At 73.0% G+C, this 25,726-nt stretch carries 27 protein-coding genes; 13 read left to right on the top strand and 14 right to left on the bottom strand.

Going from position 1 to position 25,726, the window contains the following annotated elements:
• The first annotated feature begins 211 nt into the window (after positions 1-211).
• Positions 212-1,285: a terpene synthase family protein gene (locus DFJ69_RS34465; protein WP_170177765.1), complete on the top strand. Its 1,074-nt coding sequence runs from the start codon at positions 212-214 to the stop codon at positions 1,283-1,285.
• 37 nt (positions 1,286-1,322) lie between these two features.
• Here the strand turns inward: DFJ69_RS34465 and DFJ69_RS24530 are convergent, their stop codons facing one another.
• Positions 1,323-2,315: an ArsR/SmtB family transcription factor gene (locus DFJ69_RS24530; RefSeq protein WP_116024771.1), complete on the bottom strand. Its 993-nt coding sequence runs from the start codon at positions 2,313-2,315 to the stop codon at positions 1,323-1,325.
• 55 nt (positions 2,316-2,370) lie between these two features.
• Here DFJ69_RS24530 and DFJ69_RS24525 point away from each other — a divergent pair, with 55 nt between their 5' ends.
• Together DFJ69_RS24525 and DFJ69_RS24520 are read left to right on the top strand one after the other, a co-directional pair.
• Positions 2,371-3,618, top strand: a complete 1,248-nt coding sequence (locus DFJ69_RS24525; protein ID WP_211328727.1) for an MDR family MFS transporter — start codon at positions 2,371-2,373, stop codon at positions 3,616-3,618.
• 34 nt (positions 3,619-3,652) lie between these two features.
• Positions 3,653-5,419, top strand: a complete 1,767-nt coding sequence (locus DFJ69_RS24520; RefSeq protein ID WP_116024770.1) for an NAD+ synthase — start codon at positions 3,653-3,655, stop codon at positions 5,417-5,419.
• A gap of 345 nt (positions 5,420-5,764) precedes the next feature.
• Here the strand turns inward: DFJ69_RS24520 and DFJ69_RS24515 are convergent, their stop codons facing one another.
• The 3 genes from DFJ69_RS24515 to DFJ69_RS24505 all read right to left on the bottom strand — a co-directional run bounded on the left by DFJ69_RS24515 (position 5,765) and on the right by DFJ69_RS24505 (position 10,250).
• Positions 5,765-7,903: a SpoIIE family protein phosphatase gene (locus tag DFJ69_RS24515; RefSeq protein ID WP_245974553.1), complete on the bottom strand. Its 2,139-nt coding sequence runs from the start codon at positions 7,901-7,903 to the stop codon at positions 5,765-5,767.
• A 120-nt stretch (positions 7,904-8,023) separates the two neighbouring features.
• Positions 8,024-8,626 (bottom strand): TetR/AcrR family transcriptional regulator, encoded by a 603-nt coding sequence (locus DFJ69_RS24510; protein ID WP_116024768.1) that lies wholly within the window; start codon positions 8,624-8,626, stop codon positions 8,024-8,026.
• A gap of 16 nt (positions 8,627-8,642) precedes the next feature.
• Positions 8,643-10,250 (bottom strand): MFS transporter, encoded by a 1,608-nt coding sequence (locus DFJ69_RS24505; protein ID WP_116024767.1) that lies wholly within the window; start codon positions 10,248-10,250, stop codon positions 8,643-8,645.
• A 208-nt stretch (positions 10,251-10,458) separates the two neighbouring features.
• On the opposite strand from DFJ69_RS24505, the gene panB reads away from it, so the two are divergent.
• A complete protein-coding gene (gene panB, locus DFJ69_RS24500; RefSeq protein ID WP_116024766.1) occupies positions 10,459-11,313 on the top strand; it encodes a 3-methyl-2-oxobutanoate hydroxymethyltransferase in 855 nt (284 codons plus the stop codon).
• A 19-nt stretch (positions 11,314-11,332) separates the two neighbouring features.
• Here the strand turns inward: panB and DFJ69_RS24495 are convergent, their stop codons facing one another.
• Positions 11,333-12,355: a potassium channel family protein gene (locus DFJ69_RS24495; RefSeq protein ID WP_116024765.1), complete on the bottom strand. Its 1,023-nt coding sequence runs from the start codon at positions 12,353-12,355 to the stop codon at positions 11,333-11,335.
• Positions 12,356-12,403: 48 nt separating this feature from the next.
• Positions 12,404-13,084: an NADPH-dependent F420 reductase gene (gene npdG, locus DFJ69_RS24490; RefSeq protein WP_116024764.1), complete on the bottom strand. Its 681-nt coding sequence runs from the start codon at positions 13,082-13,084 to the stop codon at positions 12,404-12,406.
• A gap of 100 nt (positions 13,085-13,184) precedes the next feature.
• Between npdG and DFJ69_RS24485 the strand changes: the two genes are divergently transcribed.
• Together DFJ69_RS24485 and DFJ69_RS24480 are read left to right on the top strand one after the other, a co-directional pair.
• On the top strand, positions 13,185-13,769 hold the full coding sequence (locus tag DFJ69_RS24485) for a hypothetical protein (protein WP_211328726.1): 585 nt from the start codon (positions 13,185-13,187) through the stop codon (positions 13,767-13,769).
• 34 nt (positions 13,770-13,803) lie between these two features.
• Positions 13,804-14,460 (top strand): cyclase family protein, encoded by a 657-nt coding sequence (locus DFJ69_RS24480; protein WP_116024763.1) that lies wholly within the window; start codon positions 13,804-13,806, stop codon positions 14,458-14,460.
• Between the two features lies 1 nt (position 14,461).
• Here DFJ69_RS24480 and DFJ69_RS34460 read toward each other — a convergent pair whose 3' ends face one another.
• Positions 14,462-14,638: a hypothetical protein gene (locus DFJ69_RS34460; RefSeq protein WP_170177481.1), complete on the bottom strand. Its 177-nt coding sequence runs from the start codon at positions 14,636-14,638 to the stop codon at positions 14,462-14,464.
• A 69-nt stretch (positions 14,639-14,707) separates the two neighbouring features.
• Between DFJ69_RS34460 and map the strand changes: the two genes are divergently transcribed.
• Both map and DFJ69_RS24470 read left to right on the top strand, forming a co-directional pair.
• Positions 14,708-15,556, top strand: coding sequence for a type I methionyl aminopeptidase (gene map / locus DFJ69_RS24475; protein WP_116024762.1), 849 nt, complete (start codon positions 14,708-14,710; stop codon positions 15,554-15,556).
• 64 nt (positions 15,557-15,620) lie between these two features.
• Positions 15,621-16,313 carry a ComEA family DNA-binding protein gene (locus DFJ69_RS24470; RefSeq protein ID WP_116024761.1) on the top strand — a complete coding sequence of 231 codons (693 nt, stop codon included), beginning with the start codon at positions 15,621-15,623 and terminating at the stop codon, positions 16,311-16,313.
• Between the two features lie 13 nt (positions 16,314-16,326).
• Here DFJ69_RS24470 and DFJ69_RS34455 read toward each other — a convergent pair whose 3' ends face one another.
• Complete coding sequence (locus DFJ69_RS34455; protein WP_170177764.1) at positions 16,327-16,908, bottom strand: HAAS signaling domain-containing protein; 582 nt, start codon at positions 16,906-16,908, stop codon at positions 16,327-16,329.
• Between the two features lie 5 nt (positions 16,909-16,913).
• Complete coding sequence (locus DFJ69_RS24460) at positions 16,914-17,264, bottom strand: PadR family transcriptional regulator (protein WP_170177763.1); 351 nt, start codon at positions 17,262-17,264, stop codon at positions 16,914-16,916.
• A gap of 76 nt (positions 17,265-17,340) precedes the next feature.
• Between DFJ69_RS24460 and DFJ69_RS24455 the strand changes: the two genes are divergently transcribed.
• Positions 17,341-18,357, top strand: coding sequence for a DNA polymerase ligase N-terminal domain-containing protein (locus tag DFJ69_RS24455; protein WP_116024759.1), 1,017 nt, complete (start codon positions 17,341-17,343; stop codon positions 18,355-18,357).
• A gap of 192 nt (positions 18,358-18,549) precedes the next feature.
• Positions 18,550-19,266 carry a metal-dependent hydrolase gene (locus tag DFJ69_RS24450; protein ID WP_211328725.1) on the top strand — a complete coding sequence of 239 codons (717 nt, stop codon included), beginning with the start codon at positions 18,550-18,552 and terminating at the stop codon, positions 19,264-19,266.
• Positions 19,267-19,323: 57 nt separating this feature from the next.
• Here DFJ69_RS24450 and DFJ69_RS24445 read toward each other — a convergent pair whose 3' ends face one another.
• Positions 19,324-20,388, bottom strand: coding sequence for a baeRF3 domain-containing protein (locus DFJ69_RS24445; protein WP_116024758.1), 1,065 nt, complete (start codon positions 20,386-20,388; stop codon positions 19,324-19,326).
• 206 nt (positions 20,389-20,594) lie between these two features.
• Here DFJ69_RS24445 and DFJ69_RS24440 point away from each other — a divergent pair, with 206 nt between their 5' ends.
• The 3 genes from DFJ69_RS24440 to DFJ69_RS36240 all read left to right on the top strand — a co-directional run bounded on the left by DFJ69_RS24440 (position 20,595) and on the right by DFJ69_RS36240 (position 22,102).
• Positions 20,595-21,068, top strand: a complete 474-nt coding sequence (locus DFJ69_RS24440) for a hypothetical protein (protein WP_245974552.1) — start codon at positions 20,595-20,597, stop codon at positions 21,066-21,068.
• Positions 21,069-21,585: 517 nt separating this feature from the next.
• Entirely contained in the window at positions 21,586-21,795 is a 210-nt protein-coding gene (locus tag DFJ69_RS24435) for a hypothetical protein (RefSeq protein ID WP_116024757.1), read from the top strand.
• 172 nt (positions 21,796-21,967) lie between these two features.
• Complete coding sequence (locus tag DFJ69_RS36240) at positions 21,968-22,102, top strand: hypothetical protein (RefSeq protein WP_281275891.1); 135 nt, start codon at positions 21,968-21,970, stop codon at positions 22,100-22,102.
• A 289-nt stretch (positions 22,103-22,391) separates the two neighbouring features.
• Here DFJ69_RS36240 and DFJ69_RS24430 read toward each other — a convergent pair whose 3' ends face one another.
• The 4 genes from DFJ69_RS24430 to DFJ69_RS24415 form a co-directional block, all read right to left on the bottom strand.
• A complete protein-coding gene (locus DFJ69_RS24430) occupies positions 22,392-22,634 on the bottom strand; it encodes a hypothetical protein (RefSeq protein ID WP_116024756.1) in 243 nt (80 codons plus the stop codon).
• Positions 22,635-22,751: 117 nt separating this feature from the next.
• Positions 22,752-23,690 carry a TIGR03621 family F420-dependent LLM class oxidoreductase gene (locus DFJ69_RS24425; protein WP_116024755.1) on the bottom strand — a complete coding sequence of 313 codons (939 nt, stop codon included), beginning with the start codon at positions 23,688-23,690 and terminating at the stop codon, positions 22,752-22,754.
• Between the two features lie 71 nt (positions 23,691-23,761).
• The gene (locus DFJ69_RS24420) at positions 23,762-24,415 is read right to left on the bottom strand and encodes a response regulator (protein ID WP_116024754.1); all 654 of its coding nucleotides are present in this window, start codon (positions 24,413-24,415) and stop codon (positions 23,762-23,764) included.
• An 8-nt stretch (positions 24,416-24,423) separates the two neighbouring features.
• Positions 24,424-25,668 (bottom strand): sensor histidine kinase, encoded by a 1,245-nt coding sequence (locus tag DFJ69_RS24415; protein ID WP_116024753.1) that lies wholly within the window; start codon positions 25,666-25,668, stop codon positions 24,424-24,426.
• Positions 25,669-25,726 lie beyond the last annotated feature (58 nt).

The raw sequence follows: 25,726 nt of genomic DNA, 5'->3' as shown, positions 1-25,726 counted from the left end.
TCGGCGTTACAGAGCCATCCGAAAGGGGCCGACCGCGGTGAGTCCGACGGAGGGGCCGAAACCCTCCCGAACACTGCCATTTATACCGCCCTTCGACCCCGCGCACATCCGCCGCGGGGCCCCGGCCGCGGGATCGCCGAAAGGGGTTGCCGAAGTCTTGACGTGGCGATGGGGGACGCCGCGCCGGAATGATCTTTAGCCTGGTCGAGCCGTGGATGCCGCACTTGTTCTCTCGCTCGCCGACCGGGTGGCCGCGCTCGCCACCCGGTCCGGCACGCATCCCGCCGTCCAGTCGATCGGCGGCCGGGCCGACCGGTGGGCCGCCGCCCGCCGGCTGGTGCCCGGCGACCCCGACGGCACCCCGCTGGGCCGGGCCCGCTTCGGAAAACTGGCCGCCCGGCTGTTCCCGGAGGGCCGGGAGGACCGGGTGGTGCTGTTCACCCGCTGGCTGATCTGGACGTTCGCGCTGGACGACACGATCGACGACACCCCGCTGGGCGACTCGGCCACCGCCGTCCACGGGCTGTACGCCGACCTGCTGGGAGCCCTGCGCCGGGGACACTCCAAGCCCGAGGCGGGCCCGCTGGAGGTCGCGCTGGCCGATCTGTGGCGCGAGACCGCGCCGGGCATGAGCGCCCACTGGCGCCGCCGCTTCCTGCGCCACATGGAGGACCACCGCACCGGACTCGGCCAGGAGGCGGTGGACCGCCGCACCGGTCGGATGCCCGGGCCGGCGGAGTTCCCCGCGCTGCGCCGGCGCGGCGCGGCCCCGTACCTGTACGACCTGGCGGAGCCGACGCTCGGCGTCGAGCTGCATCCCGGGCTGACCGCCGGGCCGGCCTGGAAGGCGCTGGTCGAGGGCACCGCCGACATGATCACCTGGGTCAACGACGTGATCTCGTACCTCAAGGAGACCGGCCACGGCGCCGCGCCCGACCGGGTGCTGCACAACCACGTGGCGGTGCTGCGTGCGAGCGGCCGGATGGAGACGCCGCAGGCCGCCTGCCGGGTGGTGGACCTCATCGCGCAGCGCGCCCCGCAGGTCAGGGACGCGGCCCGCGCGGTCGCGGCCGAGTTCGACCGGCTGGCGATCGGTCCCGAGGGCCGTCGGGACACCGCCGCCGTCGTGCGCGCCCTCCTCCAGGCGCCCCGCGCCCACCTGGACTGGCTGACCGAGACCGGCCGCTACACGCTGGCCGGCGCGGAGTCCCCCGTCGTCCCGATCCGCCGCCCGGCCGCCCGCCTCCGGACCCGACCGGGCGAGACCCTCACCGGGCTCCGCTAGCGCCGACCGCCAGGGACGTCCCGCTGGGGACGTCCGCCTAGGGACGTCCGGCGACCAGGGCGTCCCCGGTGGCGGTGCGCACGTACAGGACCCGGCGGCCCACCCGGTGGCCGCTGACCAGGCCGCAGCCGCGCAGCACCGCGAGGTGCTGGCTGACGGAGCTCGGCGTCACGCCGAGCCTTCTCGCCAGCTCGGTCGTCGACACGGGGGCCTCCAGCCCGGCCAGGACGGCGGCCCGGCCGCGGCCGAGGAGCGCGCCCAAGGCATCCGGGGGCGGGGCCGGGGCCGCGTCCCACAGGGTCGCCACCCCGTACGGGGGGTAGATCAGTTGCGGCTGGTAGGGCGGCAGCATGGCGAGCACCTCGGGCCACGCGAACGCGCTCGGCACCAGCAACAGCCCCCGCCCGTCGAGACGCACGCGGCTCGCGTAGCCGCTGCTGACCGTCAACCGCTCACCGTCCCAGGCCACCCGCTGGTGCAGGTCGGCGAAGAGCCCCTCGGTCCCCCGCTCCGTCGACGCGCGGGAACGGCGAAGCACGTCGGTCTCCAACAGGTCGCGGACCCGGGGCCAATGGGCCTCGACCGCCGCGCCCCAGTACTCCACGAGCAGGCCGGTCAGCAGGTCGAGGGCCCGTTCGGGGTCGGCGGCCAGCGCGTGCCGGGCCGAGGCGGACCGGGCGCGGAGCGCGGGCGGGACGGCCTTGTCGGTGTCCATCCAGCGGATCTCCTCCACGACCTGGGCCGGGGTGGTGGCCCGGACCTCCGCCAACTCGGCGTCCAGGTCGGGCAGCGGGGTCCGGGGCGGCGGCGTCAGGAAGTCGGGGATGTAGCCGACGGGCCCCACCAGCGCCCGCAGCGGCCCCAGCCCGAGCCCTTGCAGCCGGGGTGTCACCGCGCGCACCCAGGGCAGGTGCAGGGCGTGCCGGGAGGGGTCGGCGAGCACCCGCAGGCTCGCCACCAGCTCGCCCAGCGGTGAGAAGGCGAAGCGCACCCGGGCCACGTCGTCCGGGGTGAACACGTATTCGATCATTTAGTCCCCGCTAAAACGATCGCACACCTCCGACGGCCCGCCCACACTCGGGCCCATGACCGCCACCCCCCGCGTGACCTCCCCGAACGTCGCCGGCCGGATGCCGCCGTTCCTCCGGGAACGGATCGGCGGGCTCCCCCGCGCCTTCTGGGTGCTGTTCGCCGGAACGCTCATCAACCGGCTGGGCACGATGGTGGAGCCGTTCCTCGGGCTCTACCTGACCTCGGTGCGCGGGCTGTCGCTCGCGCAGGCCGGGCTGGTCCTGGCGCTGCTCGGGCTCGGCGGCGTGGTCGCCCAGATCGTCGGCGGCGTGCTGGCCGACCGGATCGGGCGGCGCACGACGCTCACCCTGGCCATGGTCGCCAACGCGGCGGGCATGCTGGCGCTGGGCTACGCGCAGGGCCTGCCCGCGATCATGGCGTCGGCGCTGCTGCTGGGGCTGGTGCTGGACATGTTCCGGCCCGCGTCGGCGGCCATGGTGGCCGACCTCATCCCGCCCGCCGAACGGCCGAGGGCGTTCGGGCTGCTGTTCTGGGCGATCAACCTGGGCTTCGCGCTCGCCATGGTGCTGGGCGGCACGCTGGCCCGCGCCGGCTACCTGTGGCTGTTCTGGGCCGACGCGGTGACCTGTCTGGTCTTCGGCGTACTGGTCTGGCGGGCGGTGCCGGAGACCCGCGCCCGGCGGGCGAAGGCCGAGCGCGAGCCCGGCGGGTTCCGCGACGTGCTGCAGGACCGGGTGATGGTCGGCTACGCCGTGGTCTTCCTGGCGTACACGTTCGTGCTGATGCAGTCGTTCTCCACGCTGCCGCTGGCGATGAGGGCCGACGGGCTGTCCCCGCAGGCGTACGGGCTGGCGGTGTCGGTCAACGGCCTGCTGATCATCCTGGCGCAGCCGGTGGTCAACGCCTGGCTGGTGCGCCGCGACCACAGCACCGTGATCGCCGCCGGGCTCCTGGTGGTGACCGCCGGGACCGCGCTGTACGCCGCCGCCTCCGCCTTGTGGGCGTACACGGCGGCCGTGGCGGTCTGGACGACCGGCGAGGTGATCATCGCGGCGGTGGGCCAGTCGGTGGTCGCCGATCTGGCCCCCGAGCACCTGCGCGGGCGCTACAGCGCGCTGTGGGGGGTGTCCTGGTCCGGCGGGTTCCTGCTCGCGCCGCTGGTCGGCATGCGGTTGCTGGCGATCGGCGCCCCCGCCCTGTGGCTCACCTGCGCCGGGGTCTGCGCGGCCGCCGCCGTCGGCCAGCTCGCCCTGGGCCCGGCGATCCGGGCGCGTCAGAGGGCGCTGCCCAGGTCCGCCTGAAAGTCGCAGATCATGGACGCCTACTCTTGAGTACGTGGCACAGCTCCGTTTGGCACTCGCACAGGTGAACCCCACGGTCGGCGACCTCGACGGCAACGCCGACCTGGTCGTGGAATGGACGCGGCGCGCGGCCGAGGCCGGCGCGCAACTGGTCGCCTTCCCCGAGATGATGCTGACCGGCTATCCGGTGGAGGACCTCGCACTGCGCAAGTCGTTCGTCGAGGCGTCCCAGCGGACGCTGCTGCGGACGGCGCGGCGGCTGGCCGAGGCGGGGCTGGGCGAGCAGGCCGTGGTCGTCGGCCACCTCGACCGCCGACCGGTGAGCCTGGTGCGGCCCGGCCAGCCGGCGGGCGCCCCGCTGAACGCGCTGGCGTGGCTGCACGGCGGGGAGGTCGTGGCGCGGTCGGCCAAGCACCACCTGCCCAATTACGGGGTGTTCGACGAGTTCCGCTACTTCGTGCGCGGCGACCGGCTGCCCGTGGTGCGGGTCGGCGGGATCGACGTCGCCACCGTCATCTGCGAGGACCTGTGGCAGGACGGCGGGCCGGTGAGCGTCACCCGCGCCGCCCACGCCGGGCTGCTGCTGGTGATCAACGGCTCCCCGTACGAGCGGAGCAAGGACGACGTCCGGTTGGAGCTGGCCGCCCGGCGCGCCCGCGAGGCCGGCTGCGCGCTCGCCTACGTCAACATGGTCGGCGGGCAGGACGAACTCGTCTTCGACGGCGACTCGCTCATCGTCGGCGCGGACGGGACGCTGCTGGCCCGCGCCCCCCGGTTCGAGGAGCACCTGCTGGTCTGCGACCTGACGCTGCCGGGCGCGCACCCGTCGCCTCAGTCGGCCGCGCAGCCGGTGGAGGCCGGCGACGGCACCACCATCACCGTCGAGCGCACCGTGCTGTCCCCCCGACAGGACCCGCCGTCCGAGACGCTGCCGCCGCAGATCGCGCCCGCCCTCGACGACGTCACGGAGGTGTACGCGGCGCTGGTACTGGGCGTGCGCGACTACGTCCGCAAGAACGGCTTCCGGTCGGTGATCTGCGGGCTGTCCGGCGGCGTCGACTCGGCGCTGGTCGCCACCATCGCCGCCGACGCGATCGGCCCGGAGAACGTCCACGTGGTGCTGCTGCCGAGCCGCCACTCCTCCGACCACTCCCTCACCGACGCCGAGGAACTGGTCGCCCGGCAGGGCCTCAACACCCGCACCGTGCCGATCAACGACATGGTCGAGGCGTTCGAGCGGGAACTGACCCTGACCGGCCTGGCGGCCGAGAACCTGCAGGCCCGAGTGCGCGCGGTGGTCTGGATGGGGCTGTCCAACGAGGACGGCCACCTGGTGCTGACCACCGGCAACAAGAGCGAACTGGCCACCGGCTACTCCACCCTGTACGGCGACTCGGCGGGCGGCTACGGCCCCATCAAGGACGTCACCAAGACCATGGTCTGGGCGCTGTGCCGCCGGCGCAACGAGCGGGCCGAAGCGGCCGGGGAGCCCCCGCCGATCCCCCAGGAGATCATCGACAAGCCCCCGTCGGCGGAGCTGAGCCCCGGACAGCTCGACACGGACTCGCTGCCGGAGTACGAGGTGCTGGACGCGCTGCTCGACGACTACGTGGAACGCGACCTGGGCCGCGACGCGCTGATCGCGGCTGGGCACGACCCGGGGCTGGTGGAGCGGGTGATCCGACTGGTGGACCGGGCCGAGTACAAGCGCCGCCAGTACCCGCCCGGCCCGAAGATCACCCAGAAGAACTTCGGCCGCGACCGCCGACTCCCCATCACCAATCGCTGGCAAGAGCCCTGATCTCTTGTGGTGGGGCGAGTTTCTTGTGGGGGGCGACCCCCCACGCCCCCCGCGCCCGGTCTTGGAGATCTTCAGGCGGGCGGCCCTCCGCCGGCGCTCCGGGCCGCCCGCCTGAAGGACCGGGCACAACCCCCGGTGGTGACCGTCTGAGGCGTCGAGCAGACCCCGGTGGTGACCGTCTGAGGGGTCGGGCACATCCCGGTGGCGACCGTCTGAGGGTTCGGGCAAACCCCTGTGGCGGCTGCCTGACGATCCGGGCCGAACCCCGGTGGTGGCCGCCTGAGAGGCCGGGCCGAACGCCGGTGGTGACCGTCCTTTGTGGCCCCCGCTCGCTCTGGGGGGGTCTCAGCCCTTGTGCAGCTTCTCCCCCGGCCATGCCTGGGGTGGCTCGGTGTCGTCCGGGTCGACGCCGGGGACGAGCTGCTCGCACCACACGACCTTGCCGGCGGCGGTGCGGCGGGTGCCCCAGCGGTGCGCGAGCTGGCTGACGACCAGGAGGCCGCGGCCGTTCTCCTCGTCGTCGGCGGCGTGCCGGAGGCGGGGCAGGGCGGCGGAGCGGTCCAGGACCTCGCAGACCAGGGTGCGCTCCAGCAGCAGGCGTATCTCGATGGGACCGGGCGCGTACCGGAGGGCGTTGGTGATCAGCTCGGAGGCCAGCAGCTCGGTGGTGTAGGACAGCTCGCCCAGCTCCCACCGGTCGAGCTGCGTGCGCACCAGGCCGCGGGCGCGGCGGACGGCGGCCGGGTCGGCGGGCAGCGTCCACGACACCCGGCGGTCCTCCGGCACCCGCCGCAGTCGGGCGATCAGGACGGCGATGTCGTCGCGGTGATGGTCGGCGTAGACCCCGTCGAGGGTGGCCTTGGCCAGGTCCTCCATCGGGCGGGTGACCGCGTCGCCGCCGAAGATGGCCTGCAGCCGGGACAGCCCGTCGTCGATGTCGCGGCCCCGGTTCTCCACCAGGCCGTCGGTGTAGATGACGAAGACGCTGCCGTCCTCGATGTCGAAGACGCGGCTGCCGATCGCGCCGCCGGCCACGCCCAGCGGCGGGGCCGGGGGCACGTCGAGGTACTCGTTGGTGCCGTCGGGGCGGACCAGCAGCGGCGGCAGGTGCCCGGCCGAGGCGATCTCCAGGGTGCCCTCGCCGGCGTCGTACACCCCGTACACGCAGGTGGCGAAGTGCGGCTCCTGCTCGCCCAGCTCGATCATCAGCTCGTGCAGCACCTGCAGCGCGTCGGCGGGCGCGAACTCCAGGTTGGCCAGCGTGTGCAGGGCGGTGCGCAGCCGGCCCATGGTGACGGCGGCGCGCACCCCGTGCCCGGCGACGTCGCCGACGATGAGGGCGACCCGGGCGCCGGGCAGCGCGATGGACTCGTACCAGTCGCCGCCGACCTCCACCAGCTTGCTGCCGGGCAGGTAGCGGTGCCGCACCTCGACGGTGGACGGCGCCGACAGCCGGTTGGGCAGCAGGCTGCGCTGGAGGGTGAGCGCCGTGGCACGTTCCCGGCTGAAGCGGCGGGCGTTGTCGATGACGATGGCCGCCCGGGTGGCGAACTCCCGGCCGATCTCGACGTCGTAGGCGTCGAACCGGCGGAACCCCGGCACCCGGGTGCAGACGATCAGGCCCAGCAGGGTGTCGTTGGCGAACAGCGGGAGCAGCACCATCGACACGTCGGTCAGCAGCTCCGCCACCGGGCCGCGGCGCCAGACCTCGGCGATGCCCATCGCCTGCTCGGCGTCCACCACCCTCAGGTGCACCGGCTGACCGGTGTCCAGGCACTCCCGGTACGGGGTGCCCTCCGGATAGACGAGCACCTCGCCCTGCGGGAACGTGGCCTGCCAGCCGGCGTTGCCGTCGTCGGTGGTGACGGCCAACCGCCGCAGCACCGCCCCGCCGGACTCGCTGTGCACCTCGTCGGCGGCGACCAGGCTCTCCAGCACCAGCACGGTGGCGGCGGTGCAGAAGTGCGGCACGATCACGTCCACCAGGCCCCTGGCGGTCTGGTCCAGGTCCAGGGACGCGCCGAACCGGGTGAGCGGGTCGTCCAGCAGCGCCCGGCGCATCTGCGCGGGGTCCTGGAAGCGCTCGCTCGGCGGCAGCGTCACCCGGATGTGGAGCAGCGCGGCCAGCGCCCCGGTGCCGGCGTCCTGGGCCGCGGCCACCATCGGCTGCGCGGTGACGACGGCGTCGGTGAGGGTGTCGTCGGCCCGGCGCACGGCGATCACCGCGGTGCGCTCCTGGCCCGCGGCGACCGCCTCCAGCAGGGTGTCCAGATCCTCCTTGGCGTCGTCGTCGACCAGGGATCCGGTGAAACGGCCCAGCAGCTCCTCGGGCCGATGTCCCAGCACCGACGGGGCGTTGTGGCCGCACTGGACGACCTTGCCCTCCCGGTCGATGCCCAGGACCAGGGTCCGGGCGGCCGAGTCGGCTGTGGGCGCGGGGGCCCGTCGTTCGCTCACGGCCGGGGGTGGCGGCACGTCTGTCACCTCGCGCTCCTGACAACCGGTCGTCCGACGACTCCTTGGCGCTCAGTATGGGGCATCGCACGCCGACTGGGGAGAAGATCACAAAGGGAAGTGGAGCCCGGAAGACCGCATACCGCCCGATCAGGCAGCGATCCCCCGCAGCAGGGTGTCCACGACCTGCTCGGCGAAGTCCGGCGGCAGCGAGTCCATCGGGGCCAGCGCCCGCGCCTGCAGGGTCATGGACCCGACCAGCATGGGCAGGGCGACCTCGATGTCGAGGTCGGCGCGCAGCTCGCCGGTCTCGATCCCGCGGTGCAGCACGCCGCGGATCACCTCGCGGCGGGGCTCGATGACCTCCCGGCGATAGCGGTCCATCAGCTCCGGATGCCGGTCGGCGCCGCCCATGACGTTCAGGAAGCAGCGGCTGTGCTTGCGGTCCTGCTCGCGGGCGAACGTGCGGGCCAGGACCATCAGGTCCTCGCGGACCGTCCGGCCGGGCAGCTCCGGGATCGGGCGCTTGAGGGTGGCCAGCGCGTCGACGATGAGCTTCTCCTTGTTGGGCCAGCGTCGGTAGATGGTGGTCTTGCCGACCCCCGCCCGCGCCGCCACGGCCTCGATCGAGACCCCGGCCACCCCCGCCTCCTCGGCGAGCAGGTCGATCGTCGCCGCCAGGATGGCCTGCTCGGCGCGGGCGCTGCGCGGCCGCCCCGGCCTGGGGGCCGGGGGCCGGCCCGTCTCGCTCATCGCCGTCACGATCCCATTAAAGCCGCTCGCCGACCTTGGGGGCCGACGCGGCGGACCGGACGGCCTCCGGGTCGGCCGCGGTCTTCGGGACCGCCCGCCCCGGCATCCACCGGGCGACCAGCAGCGCGCCGAGGAAGGAGACCACGGCGGCCGTCAGCGCGGCGATGTGCATGCCGTGGACGAACGCCTCGTGCGCGGGCGCCACCAGGCCGTCGCCGGCGCCGCCCAGCCGGGCGACCACCGCCAGGGTGCCCTCGATGGACTCCCCCGCCGCGTGCCGGACGTCCTCCGGCAGGCTCTCGGGGAGGACGGTCAGCCGGTCCTTCATCTCGCCCCGGTAGATCGAGGCCACCACGGAGCCGAGCACGGCCACGCCCATCGCGACCGCGACCTGGCGGGCGGTGTTGTTGATCGCCGATCCGGCGCCGGCCTTCTCCCGGGGCACCGCGGACATGATCGACTCGGTGGCGGGGGGCATGACGCCGGCCATGCCCGCGCCCATCACGAAGGCGATCGCGCCGAAGATCCACAGCGGGCTGTCCGCGTCGCAGAGCTGGTAGCCCGCCAGCGACAGCGTCACCAGCAGCATGCCCGTCGCGCACACCGCCCGCGCCCCGAACCGGCCGACGAGGGCCGCGCTGCGCGGCGAGACGGCGAGCTGGGCCACCGCGAACGGCAGCATCATCGCGCCGGCCTCCAGCGGGCTCAGGTTCCGCACGGACTGCAGGTAGAACGAGCCGAAGAAGAACACCCCGGCGGTGGCGAAGAAGCAGAAGGCGATGGAGCCGACCGCCACCGACAACCGGGGGTCGCGGAACAGCCGCACGTCGAAGGCGGGGTGCTCGGTGCGGGCCTCGTGCCACACGAACGCCGCGATCACCGCCGCGCCCGCGACGATGGGCCCGAGCACCGCCGGCTCCAGCCAGGAGCCGCGCTCGCCGCCCTCGATGATCCCGTACGAGAGCACCACGAGGCCGACGATGGACAGCAGCACGCCGAACGGGTCCAGCCGGCCGGGCCTCGGGTTGCGGGACTCGGGGACGAGGACGATCATCGCGATCACGGCCCCGACCACGATCGGCACGTTGATCAGGAAGACCGAGCCCCACCAGAAGTGGTCGAGCAGCAGGCCGCCGGTGACCGGGCCGATGGCCACCGCCAGGCCGACGGAGCCGGACCAGATCCCGATGGCGCGGGCCCGCTCCCGGGGGTCGAACACATGGGTGATGATGGACAGGGTCTGCGGCATGATGGCCGCGCCGCCCAGCCCCATCAGCGCCCGCGCCCCGATCAACTGCCCCGGGGACTGCGCGTAGGCGGAGGCCAGCGAGCCCAGGCCGAAGATCATCATGCCGAGGACCAGCGTGCGCTTGCGGCCGAGCCGGTCGCCGAGCACGCCGAAGGTGAACAGCAGCCCCGCGAAGACGAGCGTGTAGGAGTTGATCGACCACTCCAGCTCGCTCTGCGTCGCGCCCAGGCCCTGGTCGGGGTCGGCGATGGTGCGCAGCGCGACGTTCAGGATGGTGTTGTCGAGGACGACCACCAGCAGGCTGAAGACCAGCACGCCCAGGATCGCCCAGCGGCGGGGGTGACCCGTCTGCCCGGTGGACTCGTGCGCTTCCACTTCTCTCCCTTGACCCGTGGGAATGATCTATCGATACGACGGCGTTGCGTAACACGGGAGATCGTAGACCGCGCATCTACGATACGCAACCGTATCGTTTCGTTATTCTGGAGGGAAAGTTCCGGGGTACCGAATCCGTTTTGTCCGTGGGATCATCGGTTCTGTCCGGGTACGCCACAGTGGCGCCTCGAGACCGGAGGTTGTTCGCATGTCTTCTGCCGTCTCCCATCCCTCGCACCCCTCCCCCGCCCTCTACGGGGGCCAGGCCGGCCGACGCGTGACCGTGCGCGACATCGCCGCCGCCAAGGCGCGCGGTGAACGCTGGCCGATGCTCACCGCGTACGACGCCATGACCGCCCGCGTGTTCGACGAGGCCGGCATCCCCGTCCTGCTGGTCGGCGACTCCGCGGCGATGGTGGTCTACGGCTACGACTCCACCATCCCGGTGACCGTCGACGACCTGATCCCGCTGACCGCCGCCGTCGTGCGCGGCTCCAAGCGCGCGATGGTGGTGGCCGACCTGCCGTTCGGCTCCTACCAGGCCGGCGTGGCCGAGGGCCTCAACACCGCCGTCCGGTTCCTGAAGGAGACCGGGGCCCACGCCGTCAAGCTGGAGGGCGGCCGTCGGGTGCTGCCGCAGGCCGAGGCCATGGTCGCCTCGGGCATCCCCGTCATGGGCCACCTCGGCCTGACCCCGCAGTCGGTGAACGCGTTCGGCGGCTACCGGGTGCAGGGCCGCGGCGAGGACGGCGAGGAGCTGATGGCCGACGCCAAGGCCCTGGAGGCCGCCGGGGCGTTCGCCGTCGTGCTGGAGTGCGTCCCGAGCGAGCTGGCCGAGCGGGTGACCGCCTCGCTGTCCATCCCGACGATCGGCATCGGCGCGGGCGACGCCTGCGACGCCCAGGTGCTGGTCTGGCAGGACATGGCCGGGCTGACGCCGCGCACCGCGAAGTTCGTCAAGAGGTACGCCGACGTGGGCACGGTGCTCGGCGACGCCGCCCGGACGTTCGCGGAGGAGGTCGCCGGGGGCGTGTTCCCGGCGCCCGAGCACTCCTACCGGTGACCGCCCGGGGAGACGAGGGTCATCGGCTCGGGCCGATCCGGACGACGATGAGCCGATCCCCCGCCTTCAGCCGGACGCACGCCGGATCGCTGTAGGGCAGGATCCCGCCGTCGCGCACCAGGGCGACGGCGGGTTCGGCCACCTCGGTGATGGAGCCGCCGATCTCGTCGTCGGCGACGTCCCGTTCCAGCAGGTCGAGGCCGGAGCCCCGGTCGAGCAGATCCTCCAGGACGGCGCTCACGTTGGGCTGGCTGGTGGACATCCCCAGCAGCCGCCCGGCCGCCTCCGACGAGGTGACGACGCCGTCCGCGCCGCTCTGCCGCAGCAGCGGGGCGTTCTCCGCCTCGCGGACCGCGGCCTGGATGCGCGCCGTCGGGTTGAGCTGGCGCGCCGTCAGCGTGACCAGCACCGCCGTGTCGTCGCGCTGGGCGGCCACCACGACCTCCCGGCAGCGGTCGACGCCCGCGCGCTTGAGCACCGCGCTGCGGGTCGCGTCCCCGACCACCCCGGCCAGCCCCGCCTCGGCCGCCTCGGCGACCACGCGGGGATCGGGGTCGACCACGACGATCGACTCCGGCCGCACGCCGGTGTTCAGCAGGGTCTTGATGGCGCTGCGGCCCTTGGTGCCGTAGCCGGCCACCACGATGTGGTTGCGCACGCGTTCCCTCCAGCGGGCCAGCCGCCAGTCCGTGCGGGTGCGCTCGGCCAGCACCTCCAGCGTGGTGCCGACCAGGACGATGAGGAACAGCACCCGCGCCGGCGTGATGAACAGGGTGTTGACCAGCCGCGCCCCGTCGCCGACCGGGGTGATGTCCCCGTACCCGGTCGTCGACATGGTGACGGTGGAGTAGTAGAAGGCGTCCAGCAGGTCCACCGAGCCGTCGATGTCCTTGTAGCCGCCGCGATCGGCGTAGACGGCCGCCACGACCGCCAGCAGCAACCCGAACGCGACGCCGAGCCGGTACAGCACGGCGCGCAGCGGGCCCACCTCGGACGAGGGCAGCAGCACCCTCGGCTTGCGCGTCGGCTCCTCGTCGGTCACGCTGCGCCATGCTACGCGGATCTTGCGCCCCCTCTCGGGGAGGTCCGGTCACACGTCCGTGACGCGCAGTCCCGCGTGCGCCTTGTACCGGCGGTTGATCGAGATCAGGTTGGCGGTGAACGCCTCCACCTGGTGGGCGTTGCGCAGCCGGCCGGCGTAGATCCCGCGCATCCCGCCGATCCGTTCGGCCAGGGCCCGCACGATGTCGGTGGCCTCGCGGTCGTCGCCGAGCACCAGCACGTCCAGCTCCATCGCGTCGATCTCGGGGTTCAGCAGGAGCTTGGCGGACACGTGGTGGAACGCGCCGACGACGCGGCTGTCCGGCAGCACCGCGGCCGCCTGCTGGGCCGCGCTCCCCTCCTCCACCGTGAGCGGGTACGCGCCCTGCTTGTCGAAGCCCAACGGGTTCACGCAGTCCACGACGATCTTGCCCGCCAGTTCGGCGCGCAGCGACTCCAGCGTGGCCCGGTGCCCGTCCCAGGGGACGGCGACGATCACCACGTCGGGCTCGCCGGCGGCCACGGCGTTGTCCGCCCCGCACACCGACGGGCCCAGCTCGGCGGCGGCCTGCTCCGCGCGCTCGGCGCTGCGGGAGCCGATGGTGACCCGGTGTCCGGCCATGCCGAACCGGCGGGCCAGGCCCTTGCCCTGATCGCCCGTGCCGCCCAGGATGCCCAGGGACAGACCGCTGACGTCGGGGAGGTCGTACGGCGTCTTCTGCTCAGTCATGCCCTGATCATCGCAAGACACCGGCGGCGGCGCGCCGGCGGCTCCGGCGGTTCGGACGGTTCGGGCCCGCGCGGCGGCCGGTCTGCGGCACGATGGTGCGGTGGACTCCGACCAGGTCGCGATGCTGCGGGAGGTCCTGTCGGCCACCGGCTGGCTGGAACGCACCGGGGAGTTCGCGCGCGCCCTGCGGCTGTCGGCCCGGGACCCCGGCGGGCTATTGCTCGTCGGCACCCCCGGTGAGGACCCCTGGCACATGGCCGCGCACCTCGACGACGAGAGCCGCCTGCACGACCTCCCGACGCTGGCCCCCACGCTGGTGCGCTGGTCCCCTCCGCCGGACGCCCCGCCCCATCTGAAGGTGGGCCTCGAACGGCTGGAGGCCGCGCGGCGCGGCGAGGCGCTGTTCGTGGTCGCCGAGGAGGACGCGCCCGTACCGCTGCTGGAACGGGTCGACGACGCCCGCCGCACCGGGGTGACGATCCTGGCGCTCGACGGCGGCGACAAGGAGCTGACCGGTCTGGCCCACGAGGCGCTGACGGTGCCGGCCCGGGACGCCCTGCTGTCCTTCGACGGGGCCCAGCACCTGGTCAGCGCCGCGGCCGCCGCGCCCCTGGACCGCCGTCGCGGGCTGCGCGACCGGCTCGCCCGCATCCTCGACAAGGTGAGCGGACCGGTACCCGACTGAGGGTCCCGCCGGGGCGGGCGGCACACTGATCGACATGACGCTCGTCGAACTCAGCCACCGCATCACCGCCGGCATGACCACCTATCCGGGCCTGCCGGGGCCGCGCATCTCCGACCACGTCACCCGGGTGGAGACGGCCGAGCGGTTCGGGCCCCACGCCGCGTTCCAGATCGGGGAGATCACCATGATCTCCAACACCGGCACGTACCTGGACACCCCGTTCCACTGGTACGAGGACGGCGTCGACCTCAGCGCCGTCCCGCTGGAGCGGATCGCCGACCTGCCGGGGCTGGTGGTGGGCCCCGCGCCGGGCCGTCGGGGCCTGGACGCCGACGACCTGGCCGGGCTCGACCTGGCGGGGCGCGCGGTGCTGATCGCCACCGGCTGGGACCGGCGCTTCGGCACCGAGGAGTACGGGGCGCCCGAGCACCCGTACGTCACCGCGTCGGCCGTCGAGGCGCTGATCGCCGGAGGGGCCGCGCTGGCGGGCATCGACTCCGTCAACATCGACGACATGGCCGACAGGGCCCGGCCGGCGCACACCGGGCTGCTGGCGGCGGGCATCCCGATCGTGGAGCACCTGCGGGGCCTGGACCGGCTGCCGGCGGACGGGTTCCGGTTCACCGCCGTGCCACCGCCCATCGCGGGGATGGGCACCTTCCCGGTCCGCGCCTACGCGGTCGTCGGCTGACTCACTCCCCGTCCTGCGCGTTCCACGCCTCGTTGCGGCGACGGGCCAGCTCGAGGGCGCCGGCGGCCTCGGCCTCGGTCCGGTAGGGGCCCATCCGGTCCTTGTCGGCGCAGCCGGGGCCGTGCTCGACGCGCATGTGCTTGAGGCAGAACCACCAGTCGTCGTCGGAGTTCTTCAACCCGTACCTCCCGGTCTCGCCACTGTGTCCAGAGTCGTGCCCGCACGGCGGCAACTACACTCCCATGGCATGACGACCCAACTCCGGCCAGGCCGCGTCTCCCCCCTGCGCAAGGTGCCCGCGCACATCGTCCGCCCGGAGTACGTCGGCAAGAAACGCCCCCGCACCGGTGAGCCCGACGTCAAGTCGCCCGAGATGATCGAGCGGATGCGGGTCGCGGGGAGGATCGCCGCGCAGGCGCTGGAGGAGGTCGGGCGGAGCATCCGGCCCGGCGTCACCACCGACGAGTTGGACAGGATCGGGCACGAGTTCCTGCTCGACCACGGGGCCTACCCGTCCACGCTGGGCTACCGGGGCTTCCCCAAGTCCCTGTGCACCTCGATCAACGAGGTCATCTGCCACGGGATCCCCGACGACACGGTGGTGAACGAGGGCGACATCATCAACATCGACATCACCGCGTACATCGACGGAGTGCACGGCGACACGGACGCCACGTACCTGGTCGGCGAGGTGGCCGAGGAGTCGCGGCTGCTGGTCGAGCGCACCCGCGAGGCGATGATGCGCGGCATCCGCGCGGTCGCCCCGGGGCGGGCGGTCAACGTGATCGGGCGGGTCATCGAGGCGTACGCGCGCCGGTTCGGCTACGGGGTGGTGCGCGACTTCACCGGGCACGGCATCGGCACCACGTTCCACTCCGGCCTGATCATCCCGCACTACGACGACCCGAACGCGACCACGATGATGCAGCCGGGCATGACGTTCACGATCGAGCCGATGCTCACGCTGGGCACGATCGACTACGAGATCTGGCAGGACGGCTGGACGGTGGTGACCAAGGACCGGCTGCGCACGGCGCAGTTCGAGCACACCATCGTGGTGACCGAGGACGGTCACGAAATCCTCACTCTTCCCTGACCCCCGGGGCGGGTAGGAGTCACAGCGCCAACGATCACCTCTCTCGGCACGGGAGCCGCGACGGATGACCCCTCCAGCGCCGTACGGGCCCCGGGTCCCGTCCGACAGCATGCCCGCGGGACGCGCCGCGGCGAGCGTGACGTGGGCCGCCCTGCCGTTCCTGACGCTGGGCTGGGCCACCCCGTTCGTGTTCGCCGGGGCGGCCGTCTGGCGACGGACGGGCCATCTGATGATCGCCTCGGTGATCTATCTGGGGCTGTTCACGCTGGAGCTGGTGCTGCTGCCCTCGATCGACGCCGATCCGGACGCCGAGCGGATCTACGGCGCGTGTCTGCTGATCCAGGCGGTGGTGGGCTGCTTCCACGCGTTCCTGGTGCGCCGCCGGGTGTTCGACCCGGAGGGCACCGGCGGCATGGCGGGCAACACGGCCGCCATCGGGATGGTCCGGCGGCAGCGGCTGCTGCGGGTCAAGGCGCGGGAGCTGGCGGCGGCCGACCCGGCGATGGCCAAGGAGCTGCGGATCGGCCGCCCGGACCTGCCGCGCCGCTATGACGACGGCGGGCTGATCGACGTCAACCACGCCCCCGCCGGGGTGCTGGTCATGCTCCCCGGCATCACCGAGGAGATGGCCCGCCGCATCGTGGCCGTCCGCGACGAGACCGGCGGTTTCCTGTCCGCCGAGGAGCTGTCCACGCTGGCGTCCCTGCCGCCGGCGCTGACCACCGATCTCGCCGAGTACGGCGTCTTCCTGCCCTGACCCCGGGCCCGCCCTACGCCCGGGCCCGGCGGATCAGGTGGGCGCAGACGGCCAGCGATCCCACCACGCCGACCAGGACGATCGCCCCCGACACCTCCACCGACGTCCCGCTCGTCTCGCAGACGCCGGTCGGGTCGCAGGTCGTGGACGAGCCCGAGGCGAAGAAGAGCCACCAGGCCGCGACCGCGAGTCCGCCGGGGAACACCAGGGTGCCGAGGAGCTTGTCGCGGACGCTCCACCGGGCGGAGGCCCACAGCAGGACCACCCCGACGACCCAGCCGAGCACGGGCAGCACGATGCCGCCGAGCAGCAGGAGCAGAACCGTCACCAGCTCGAACGCCGGGACGGAGCGCCGTGCGGGAGGGCCACCGAGGGCCGGGGCGGGGGCGCCGGCCTCGCGGGCGATGTCCTCGGGGTCGCCGAGGCGGTCGAGGAGGGTGCGGACGGCGGCCTCGTCCCGGTCAGGCCCCTCGGCGAGGGCCACCTCGATGTGCTCCCTGATCTCGGCCGTCAGCTCGGCCCGGCGGGAGCCCGGCAGACCGGCCGCCGCCCGGGCGAGCCGGTCGAGGTAGTCGTCGATCAGTGCGTCGGTCACGGTCATCACGTCCCGGCTTCCCTTCCGACAAAGTGCTCGACCCCGTCACGAAACCGCGTCCACTCGGCCGCGAAGGTGTCCAGGGCCCGCTCACCCCCATCGGTGAGCGTGTAGTAGCGGCGCGGCGGACCGGAGGCCGACTCGCGCCAGGTCGTCTCGACCAGCCCCTGCCGGCGCAGCCGCGACAGCAGCGGGTAGATGGTGCCCTCGCTGGTGACCAGCCCGTCGACCTCGGCCAGCAGGCGGACGATCTCGACGCCGTACCGCTCCCGGTCGCGCAGCAGCGCCAGCACGCAGTACGGCAGCGCGCCCCGGCGCATCTGCGTCAGGAGGTTGGATGCGTCACCCGGTTCCATGCGTCACAAGGTACCTGGGCCCGCCAGGTCTGTCCAGGCCGTCGCCGGGACCGCCGGGCCGGGTACGTACCGACGCATGGCGGCACGAAGCGAACGACCGAGCGGCGGCCTCGAGGACTACCGGAAGAAGCGGGACGCGGGCAGGACGCCCGAGCCCATGCCCGCCGAGGGGCCCACCCCGCACGGCGACGACGACACGTTCGTGATCCAGGAGCACCACGCCCGGCGACTGCACTGGGACCTGCGGCTGGAGCGCGACGGCGTGCTGGTCTCGTGGGCCCTGCCCAAGGGCGTGCCGCCGGACCCGAAGACCAACCGCCTCGCGGTGCACACCGAGGACCACCCGCTGGAGTACGCGACGTTCTCGGGCGAGATCCCGGGGGGCGAGTACGGCGCGGGGTCCATGACGATCTGGGATCGCGGCGCCTACGAGACCGAGACGTGGAACGACCGCGAGGTCAAGATCGTGCTGCACGGCTCCCGGGTGTCCGGCCGGTACGTGCTGTTCCAGACCGGTGGCCGCAACTGGATGATCCACCGGATGGACCCGCCCGCCGACCCCGACTACGAGCCGCTGCCCGCGCGGCTGCGTCCCATGCTCGCCGAGCGGCGTGCGCGACTCCCCCGCGACCAGGACGCGTACGGCTTCGAGTTCGCCTGGGGCGGCGCACGGCGGCTGGCCTACGTCGAGGGCGGCCAGACCCGCTTCACCGACGGGCACGGGGAGGCCGTCGCCGGACCCGCCGGCCTGGGCGCGGCGCTCGGCGGGACGCTGGGGGCGCGACCGGCGCTGCTGGACGGCGAGATCATCGAACTGGAGGGCCGCGAGCTCTACATGATCTTCGACCTGCTGCACCTGGACGGACATCCGCTGCTCGACGAGCCCTATCGGGAACGACGGCGCGGACTCGACGGGCTGGAGCTGGGCGGCGCCCGCTGGCAGACCGCGCCGTGGTTCCCCGGCGACGGCGCCGCCGTCCGCGAGACCGCCGCCCGTCAGCACCTCCCCGGAGTGCTGGCCAAGCGCCTGGACGCGCCGTACGAACCCGGCGAGCGCTCCGCCGCCTGGCGGTTCGTCCCCGTCCGGGGGTAGGCCGACGTCCCCGCCGCACCTGCTGGCTGTCGGCGGCGCTTCCGGGCAGGGCTCCTGCCGCGTCCCGCGCCGAGGGATCCGGCCGCCCGACGCGGGCACATGCCCGACATGGCCGGATCCGGCGCGCCGCCGTCGGTACGGGGTCCGCGCCGGTTACAGTCCGGCCGTGCGGATCATTAGGGTGAACCTCCCATGATGGGGCGGACCCACGCCCTCAGCGGCGCGGTGGTGTGGCTGGCGGCCGTCCCCCTGCTCTCCCAGGAGCGGTGGCTCGGCGACTTCGCGATCTCGCTGTCGCCCCAGCAGGTGGCGGCGGGCGCGGTGGTGTGCGCGGGCGCGGCGCTGCTGCCGGACATCGACCACCACAACGGCCGGATCGCCAACACCATCGGACCGGTCACCAAGAAGTTCTGCAAGTGGGTCGGCAAGGCCTCCGGCGGTCACCGGCAGGCCACCCACTCGATCGCGTTCGCGCTGGTCGTCGGCCTCGTCATGGACCTGCTGGCCACCCACTTCGTGTACGGCTGGTGGGCGGCACTGTGGATCACCGTGGGGTTCGGGCTGCGCGGCATCGGCCTGGACTTCGAGAAGCACGAGGTGTGGTCGTCGGTGGCCGACTGCGCGGTGGCCGCGCTGGCGGTGTGGCTCATGCGGGACCTGGACATGACCTTCGCCGGGTACGCCGTGACGCTGGGCTGCCTGGCGCACATCGCCGGGGACTGCCTGACACCGCGCGGGTGTCCGGTGCTGTGGCCGTCGAAGTGGCGTCTGATCATTCCGATCGTTCCGCGTACGGACGGCAAGGTGGAGCGCTGGGTGGTCGCGCCGCTGCTCACGCTGGGGGCGGCGATCCTGGCGGTCCGTTCGATCCTCGGCGACGCGGCCGTCCGCTGGCTCAACCAGGGATGAGTCACGGCGGGGAGGCGTCGGACGCCTCCCCGCCGCGAACGGGGCGGTGGGAGAGGGTCAGTAGCGCACCACCAGGGCGATGCCGGCGTGGTCGATGAGGAAGCCGTCGGAGACGAAGGTGACCTCGCCGCCGTACTCCAGCACGGTGTCGATGACGGCGTCGACCGCGTCCTCGACGACCTCCGTGCCCCTGATCTCGCCGGGCAGGCCGTCCACCGGCACCAGGGCGCCGTCGGCCGACCGGACCGCCGGGGCGTAATAGCCGCGTTCGACCACCAGATGGGCGCCGCGGCCCTCCTCCGCCGGCCGCACGACCTCCGCCAGCCCGGCGGCGTACCGGCGCAGGCCGCGCGCCGCCTCCAGCTCGCTGAGGACGGCGACCTCGCGCAGGTCCTCGTAGGCGGCCAGCACGGGCCGGGCCAGCTCGGCCAGCTCGGCGGACCCGGCGCCGTCGTGGTCGCCGTCGATCCGGCCCGCCAGGACGATCGTCCCCCGGGCCGCCTCCTCGAAGAACGCCTGGTCGCGGGTGACACCCGCCACGATGACGGGGCGCGGGTCGCGACCGTTCACCAGACCGAGCGCGGCGGCGACCTCGCGGTGGAACCGGCGGCGACGTTCCGCGTCGAAGGGGCCGCCCGTGCCCGATCGGGGGCCGACGATCGGGAAGCCCCCGGCGTCGACCTCGGTCAACGAGTCCGAACGGCCGTCCCACAGCCGGACCGTGTCCGACAGCACCACCAGCCAGTAGCGGGTCGCCCGGGTGTGGGCGGCGACCAGGTCGCGGGTCGCGAACGCGTGGTCCACGACGATGCGCTCCTCGACGGGCTGGTCGAGCAGGAACGCGTGGTGCTCGCCGGGCGCCGCGAAGAGGACGAGCCCGTCCCTGGCCCGACCGAAGTCGACCTCCGCCAAGGCCCCCTGCAGACCTTGCACCACCTCCTCCGCCGCACCGGGCGGAACCCGGGTGTCGGCGTCCAGCCGGCGGCGCACCTCGGTCAACAGGGTCCGCCGACCCGCGGGGTCCCGCAGGCTCGTGGGCGTGCGCCGGTGGGCGGGAACCATCACCGACACCGCCGGGAAGGCGCGCGGCTTGCGCAGCTCTGACAGAGTGACCGCGTCCATGATCCCCCGATCGGTCCGTTCTCCTCTGGCATTCACCTTTGTAACGAACTGTGGGTAAACGGCGCGTAAGGCCTGGTTACAGGTAGGAGGAGTGACCCCCTGACACCGCCGTCACACCGGCGGGTGTGCCGAGGACGACCCCGCCTGGAATGATCTGGCGTGGGCTTCGACGACCGGCTCAAAGCAGCCCTGAAATAAGGAGTTTCGTGCGTATCGCGATCACTGGTCACCGCCTCCTTCCGGCCGAGACCGAGGCCCTCATCGCCGGGGCGCTGCGAGATGCGCTCGGCAAGCCGACTGAGCCCGCGACCGGAATTTCATGTCTGGCCGACGGCGCGGATGCCCTGTTCGCTCAAGCGATCCTCGACCACGGTGGCACCTTGATCGCCGTCGTCCCCGCCGCCGAGTACCGTGCCGGCCTCCCGGAGGAGCACCATGCGGCGTATGACCGGCTCCTGGCCGCTGCGCGTAACGTCCATCGTCTGGCCTTCACCGCATCGACCAGCGAAGCGCACATGGCCGCTAGCGAGTTCATGATCAGACAAGCCGATGAAGTCTGGGCGGTGTGGGACGGGCAACCCGCCCGAGGCTTCGGAGGCACCGCCGACGTCGTCGCAGCCGCTCGCCGGTCCGGGCTAACGGTACGTGTCATCTGGCCGGACGGGGCGTCTCGCGACTAGCGGAGTTCGTACGATCGGCCAGGTAGGAGCACCCGGCGAAAGAGCGCCCCATGCCCCGGCCCAGCGCCAGTGAGCCCCCGAACCGCGCGGCGCCGGCCGGATGACGGCCCGCTGCCCGAACGTGAACGCTCGCCGCCGGGTGCTCACCTGGTGGGAGATCCATGAACGGTACGGCATTTCCCGGAACGCCCTCAAGAGTCGGGTCCGCCGGAGGCATCTGCGGCCCGCTGCCACCCGAGGCTTCGCGCCGCATGCGCGGCTGCGCATCCTGATGTGAGCTTCGAGGGCCGCCTTGACGCCGGGCTGCGGTTCAGGCTGAAGACCTACCAGAACACCGGCGCCGCTCAGGGCGTTCGGGCTCCTCACCGCTCATGTCGTCGCCCGCATCTGAGCATGAACCCGTTCCCATCCACAGAGAAACTGATCTCCCGCAGTTCGCTGCGCCTGATGGCGCTTGCTCTGGCGGTCGGCGCGGGCGCGGTCGTGCTGAGCGCCGACACCGAACTCACCCGCGCCGGTGCTGTACGCCGCGCTGACCCTGTTCCTACTGGACGGGCTCGTCGGCCTGATGGCCCGCGCGTTCGGTCGCCTGCGTCGGTGGGAGCTGCTGGTGGGGGCCGGGGCGTACGTCGCCATGGCGGCCCTGTCGTCGTTCGAGCTGGGTCTTGGGGCCGATGCCGGCCGGGGCGCTGTGGGCCGCCCACGACGCGGACGGGGCCGGTCATGACGCCTGACCAGACCGACAACCGATCTCGCTGCTGACCGGTCTGCTGACGATCATCCTCGGCGCACTCGTGCGGCATTACCTTCCGCCCCGGGCCCGCCGGCCGGCCGACGACGATTCCGCTTCCACCGGCCCCCTTTCCCCCCGCCCGGTTCCAAGGAGGTTCCGCCCAGCGATGGCCGATGACCTGATGGACGACGTCGATACCGACCAGCCCGAACCGATCCCCACGGCCCCGCGAAGCGGGGCCGTTCCCGTTCTCGAGGACGGCCCGCAAGACGACCTGTCGCAGTCCCGGGGAGCGCCGTGAACGACCTGGAGGGCGGCCCCGATGACGAACGCCATGCTCAACGCCGCGCGCGGCCAGCTCGGTTACGAGGGGCGGGGAGGGTGGAGCATGTTCGGCGACTGGTACGCCAAGAGGTTCAAGGCCGGGAGCGCGTTCGCCTATGCGCCCGGGTGCGACATGTTCCTCACCTGGTGCGCGTATCAGGCCGGGGCCCTAGACGCCGTGGTGGAGGAAGGGCTTCGACGGCGTGGTGGGCCCGCAGACATGGCGGGCCGCCTGGAGAGCGCCGGTCACCGGCTGAGCCGCGGCGCTAGGTGTCGCTGCTTCGCTTGCGTGCCTTCTTGCGTGCCTGGCGGTCCTTGCCGAAGTACTCCTCTGCCGTATAGCTCGAAGCAGGCCGGGACGAGCCGAGCATTTTCAGGATCAAGGTCCCGATGCCTCGCATGAAGGCGTCGAAGATCGGCAACCCGCCGAAAATGAAGACGGTGACGAAAACGAAGCCGACGACCAGGAACACGACGACGAAGCCGACGAGCTGGAGAAGATCCGCCATGAGCGCCTCTCACAAGTCCTTTCCACCGATGGTAGGGCCTGCTCATCGACTCCGATTGGCGACCGAAGCAAAGACCGCCGTTCATCTTCGGCCGGCTCCCCGGAGGCGGACCGGCGTTCAGCGCAGGAGTTCGATCACCGGGCCCAGCGCCTCCATGGAGACGCCGTGCACGGTGATGTAGGAGTACCCGAAGCGCTCGCGTCGTTCCACCAACTGCTCGGCGATCTGCGCGTGCGTGCCGAGCAGCACGAACGGGGTCTCCAGAATCTCCTCCGCGGTCAGGAAGGCCAACGGCCCGGCGGCGAGCCTCGCGGCCTCCGCGCGGCGGTCGCCGGTCACCGCCACGAGTTGGATGAGGACGCTGGACTCGACCTCGTCGGCCCGCTCCCCCATGAGGCCGCCGACGAACCGCACCCGCTCCTCCGCCTCGTCGGCGTTGCCGAGGCGGAACGTGCCCGGCGGCTCTCCCTTGATCTGGTAGACACCCCCGTAGGCGACGGTGTCGGCGTACCGGGCCGCGACCCGCAGCACGCGGTCGCCCGTGCCGCCGACCACCAGCGGCGGGCCCGACCCGTCGAAGCCCCGGCGCTGCACCGGCTTCAGCTCCGTCAGCCCGCCGGCCGCACGGATGGCCGTGCGTTCCGGGTACTCGGGGCCCGCGAACAGCCGCCCCAGCTCCTGGATGGTCTCCTCCAGCATCTGGGCGCGCGGCCCGAACGGCCGCCATTCGATCCCGGCGGCGTCGAACTCCCACTTCATGTGCCCCGCGCCGAGGCCGAGCTCGACCCTGCCGTCGGTGAGCACGTCGGCGGTGGACACCTCCCGGGCCAGCAGGTGCGGGTTCCAGAAGGGGACGTTGAGGACCAGGGTGCCCACCCGCATTCGTTCGGTGGCCTCGGCGGCGGCCACCATCATCGTGAACGGGGCGGGGCCGCCCAGATGGTCGGGGACCAGCGCCACGTCGTAGCCGAAATGCTCGGCCAGGCGGCAACGGTCGACGAGGGCCGCCCGCGAGGGGATGTCACGGAAGTTGAAACCGAATCGGAAATCACGCATACGACCAACCTCCCCGGCGGACCCGCCCGTCCAACCCGCCTACGCCGACGGCGCAACCGGGCACCGGCCGGTCAGCCCGGGGCGATGAACCCCGTCTCGTACGCGAAGATGACCGCCTGGGTGCGGTCGCGGGCCTGGAGCTTGGCGAGGACGTTGCCCACGTGGGTCTTGACCGTCTGCGGGCTGACGAACAGCTCCTGGGCGATCTCGGCGTTGGAACGCCCCTTGGCCATCAGTTTCAGCACGTCGGCCTCCCGCTCGGTGAGCCGGTCGTGCCACGCCGCCGGCGACCCCCCGCCGGAGCGTCCGTGCGCGGCGGCCAGCTCCCTGATGGCGGCGGGGAACAGCAGCGTCTCGCCGTGCGCGACCATCCGCACCGCCTGGAGGATCTCCTCCGGGCGGGCGCGCTTGAGCAGGAAGCCGCTGGCCCCGGCGCGGAGCGCGTCGTAGACGTACTCGTCGTTCTCGAAGGTGGTGACCACGACGACCTTGGGCGGGTCGACGGCGCCCGCCAGGATGCGCCGGGTCGCCTGGATGCCGTCCAGCTTGGGCATCCGCACGTCCATGAGGATCACGTCGGGACGCAGCCGCGCCACCTCGCCGGGCACCTCGGACCCGTCGGACGCCTCCCCGACCACCCGCAGGTCGGGCTCGGCGTCGATGATCGCCCGCAGGCCCGCCCGGATCAGCCGTTCGTCGTCGACCAGCAGCACGTCGATGGTCATCTCGTCGCTCACCCCCCAGACCGTAGCGGCAACGAGACGCGGAGCCGCCAGGCGTCCCCCTCCGCGCCCGCCCGCATCCACCCGCGCAGCACGGTGACCCGCTCGCCGATGCCGTTCAGACCGCTCCCGCCGCCCCGCCGCCGTACGGCGCGCTCCGCCGACGCCTCGCTCAGGGGGTTGCTCATCTCCACCTCCAGTTGTTCGGCGCGGACCTCGATCCGCAGGTGCACGGGCACCTTGCCCGCATGGCGCAGCGTGTTGGTCAGGCCCTCCTGGACGATCCGGTACGCCTCGCGGGACACCACGGCGGGCACCTGATCGAGGCCGTCGCCGATCTCCGCGTCCAGCGCCACGCCCGCCAGCCGGGTCTTGTTCAGCAGCCCGTCGAGCTGGGCCAGCGTGGCCTGCGGGGCCTTGGCCGAGGACTCCTCGCGCAGCAGGCCCAGCACGTGGTCGAGATCCTCCAGGGCGCTGCGGGCCGACTCCTCGATGGCGTTCAGCGCCTCCCGGGCGAAGGCCGGGTCGCTGTCGAGGACGCGGCCCGCCGCGGCGGCCTGCAGGGTGACGACGCTCAGCGCGTGACCGACCGAGTCGTGCAGCTCCCTGGCCAGCCGGTTGCGCTCGGCCAACCGGGTGGCGCGGCGTTCGGCGTCGGCCAGCCGCTCGGCGTGCGACGGGCCCAGGAACATCGGGGCGAGCCGGGCCATCAGCTCGCCCGCCGCCGCGATCAGCCCCAGCACCGCCGCCGCCAGCAGCAGCCCCGCCACCGGCGCCAGCGCCCCGGTGAGGCCCTCGCGGTACTCGACCAGGACGCCGACCGGGGCCTGCGCGTCGAGGAACGGCAGGAGCAGCAGCGCGATCACCATCGGCGGGGTGGCCAGGCTGATCGCGCTGATCACCACCCCGACGTGCAGGTGCAGGAAGTGCCAGACGGCGGTGCGCTGCCGGGTCCGCCAGTCCCCGGACGGCTCCACCGGCCGGTCGCCGAGCCGGCCGCCGACCAGCTCGCGGATCGCCGCCCCCTCCAGCACCCGCACCGCGGGCACGAGCCCGGTCACCCAGGTGCCCACCGCGGCCAGCCCGAACGCCAGCCCCACGGCCAACGCCTGCTCGGCCAGACCGCTGCCCGGCATCGGCAGCAGCGGGACCACCACCGAGCTGAGGAACCAGTACGGCATGAGCAGGGCGCCGCCCATGACGAGGTAGGCCCACCGCTGCCAGGTGATCCGTTCGAGAAGCAGGCGCCAGAGCATGGTTCGATCCTGTCAGTGCGCCGTGCGCCGCGGTTCCCCCGAGGGCACGGTCCGCCTC

Origin of the sequence: Thermomonospora umbrina, assembly GCF_003386555.1 — a bacterium.
In the GTDB taxonomy this organism is placed as follows: domain Bacteria; phylum Actinomycetota; class Actinomycetes; order Streptosporangiales; family Streptosporangiaceae; genus Thermomonospora; species Thermomonospora umbrina.
The sequence above is the reverse complement of the archived record's forward strand: the minus strand, read 5'-3'. Positions and strand labels throughout refer to the sequence as shown.

Coding starts and splice junctions, on each gene's coding strand:
- DFJ69_RS24530 (WP_116024771.1), bottom strand. CDS start 2,315: ATGATCGAATACGTGTTCACCCCGGACGACGTGGCCCGGGTGCGCTTC.
- DFJ69_RS24525 (WP_211328727.1), top strand. CDS start 2,371: ATGACCGCCACCCCCCGCGTGACCTCCCCGAACGTCGCCGGCCGGATG.
- DFJ69_RS24510 (WP_116024768.1), bottom strand. CDS start 8,626: ATGAGCGAGACGGGCCGGCCCCCGGCCCCCAGGCCGGGGCGGCCGCGC.
- panB (WP_116024766.1), top strand. CDS start 10,459: ATGTCTTCTGCCGTCTCCCATCCCTCGCACCCCTCCCCCGCCCTCTAC.
- npdG (WP_116024764.1), bottom strand. CDS start 13,084: ATGACTGAGCAGAAGACGCCGTACGACCTCCCCGACGTCAGCGGTCTG.
- DFJ69_RS24480 (WP_116024763.1), top strand. CDS start 13,804: ATGACGCTCGTCGAACTCAGCCACCGCATCACCGCCGGCATGACCACC.
- map (WP_116024762.1), top strand. CDS start 14,708: ATGACGACCCAACTCCGGCCAGGCCGCGTCTCCCCCCTGCGCAAGGTG.
- DFJ69_RS24470 (WP_116024761.1), top strand. CDS start 15,621: ATGACCCCTCCAGCGCCGTACGGGCCCCGGGTCCCGTCCGACAGCATG.
- DFJ69_RS24460 (WP_170177763.1), bottom strand. CDS start 17,264: ATGGAACCGGGTGACGCATCCAACCTCCTGACGCAGATGCGCCGGGGC.
- DFJ69_RS24455 (WP_116024759.1), top strand. CDS start 17,341: ATGGCGGCACGAAGCGAACGACCGAGCGGCGGCCTCGAGGACTACCGG.
- DFJ69_RS24450 (WP_211328725.1), top strand. CDS start 18,550: ATGATGGGGCGGACCCACGCCCTCAGCGGCGCGGTGGTGTGGCTGGCG.
- DFJ69_RS24445 (WP_116024758.1), bottom strand. CDS start 20,388: ATGGACGCGGTCACTCTGTCAGAGCTGCGCAAGCCGCGCGCCTTCCCG.
- DFJ69_RS36240 (WP_281275891.1), top strand. CDS start 21,968: ATGGCCGATGACCTGATGGACGACGTCGATACCGACCAGCCCGAACCG.
- DFJ69_RS24430 (WP_116024756.1), bottom strand. CDS start 22,634: ATGGCGGATCTTCTCCAGCTCGTCGGCTTCGTCGTCGTGTTCCTGGTC.
- DFJ69_RS24425 (WP_116024755.1), bottom strand. CDS start 23,690: ATGCGTGATTTCCGATTCGGTTTCAACTTCCGTGACATCCCCTCGCGG.
- DFJ69_RS24420 (WP_116024754.1), bottom strand. CDS start 24,415: ATGACCATCGACGTGCTGCTGGTCGACGACGAACGGCTGATCCGGGCG.
- DFJ69_RS24415 (WP_116024753.1), bottom strand. CDS start 25,668: ATGCTCTGGCGCCTGCTTCTCGAACGGATCACCTGGCAGCGGTGGGCC.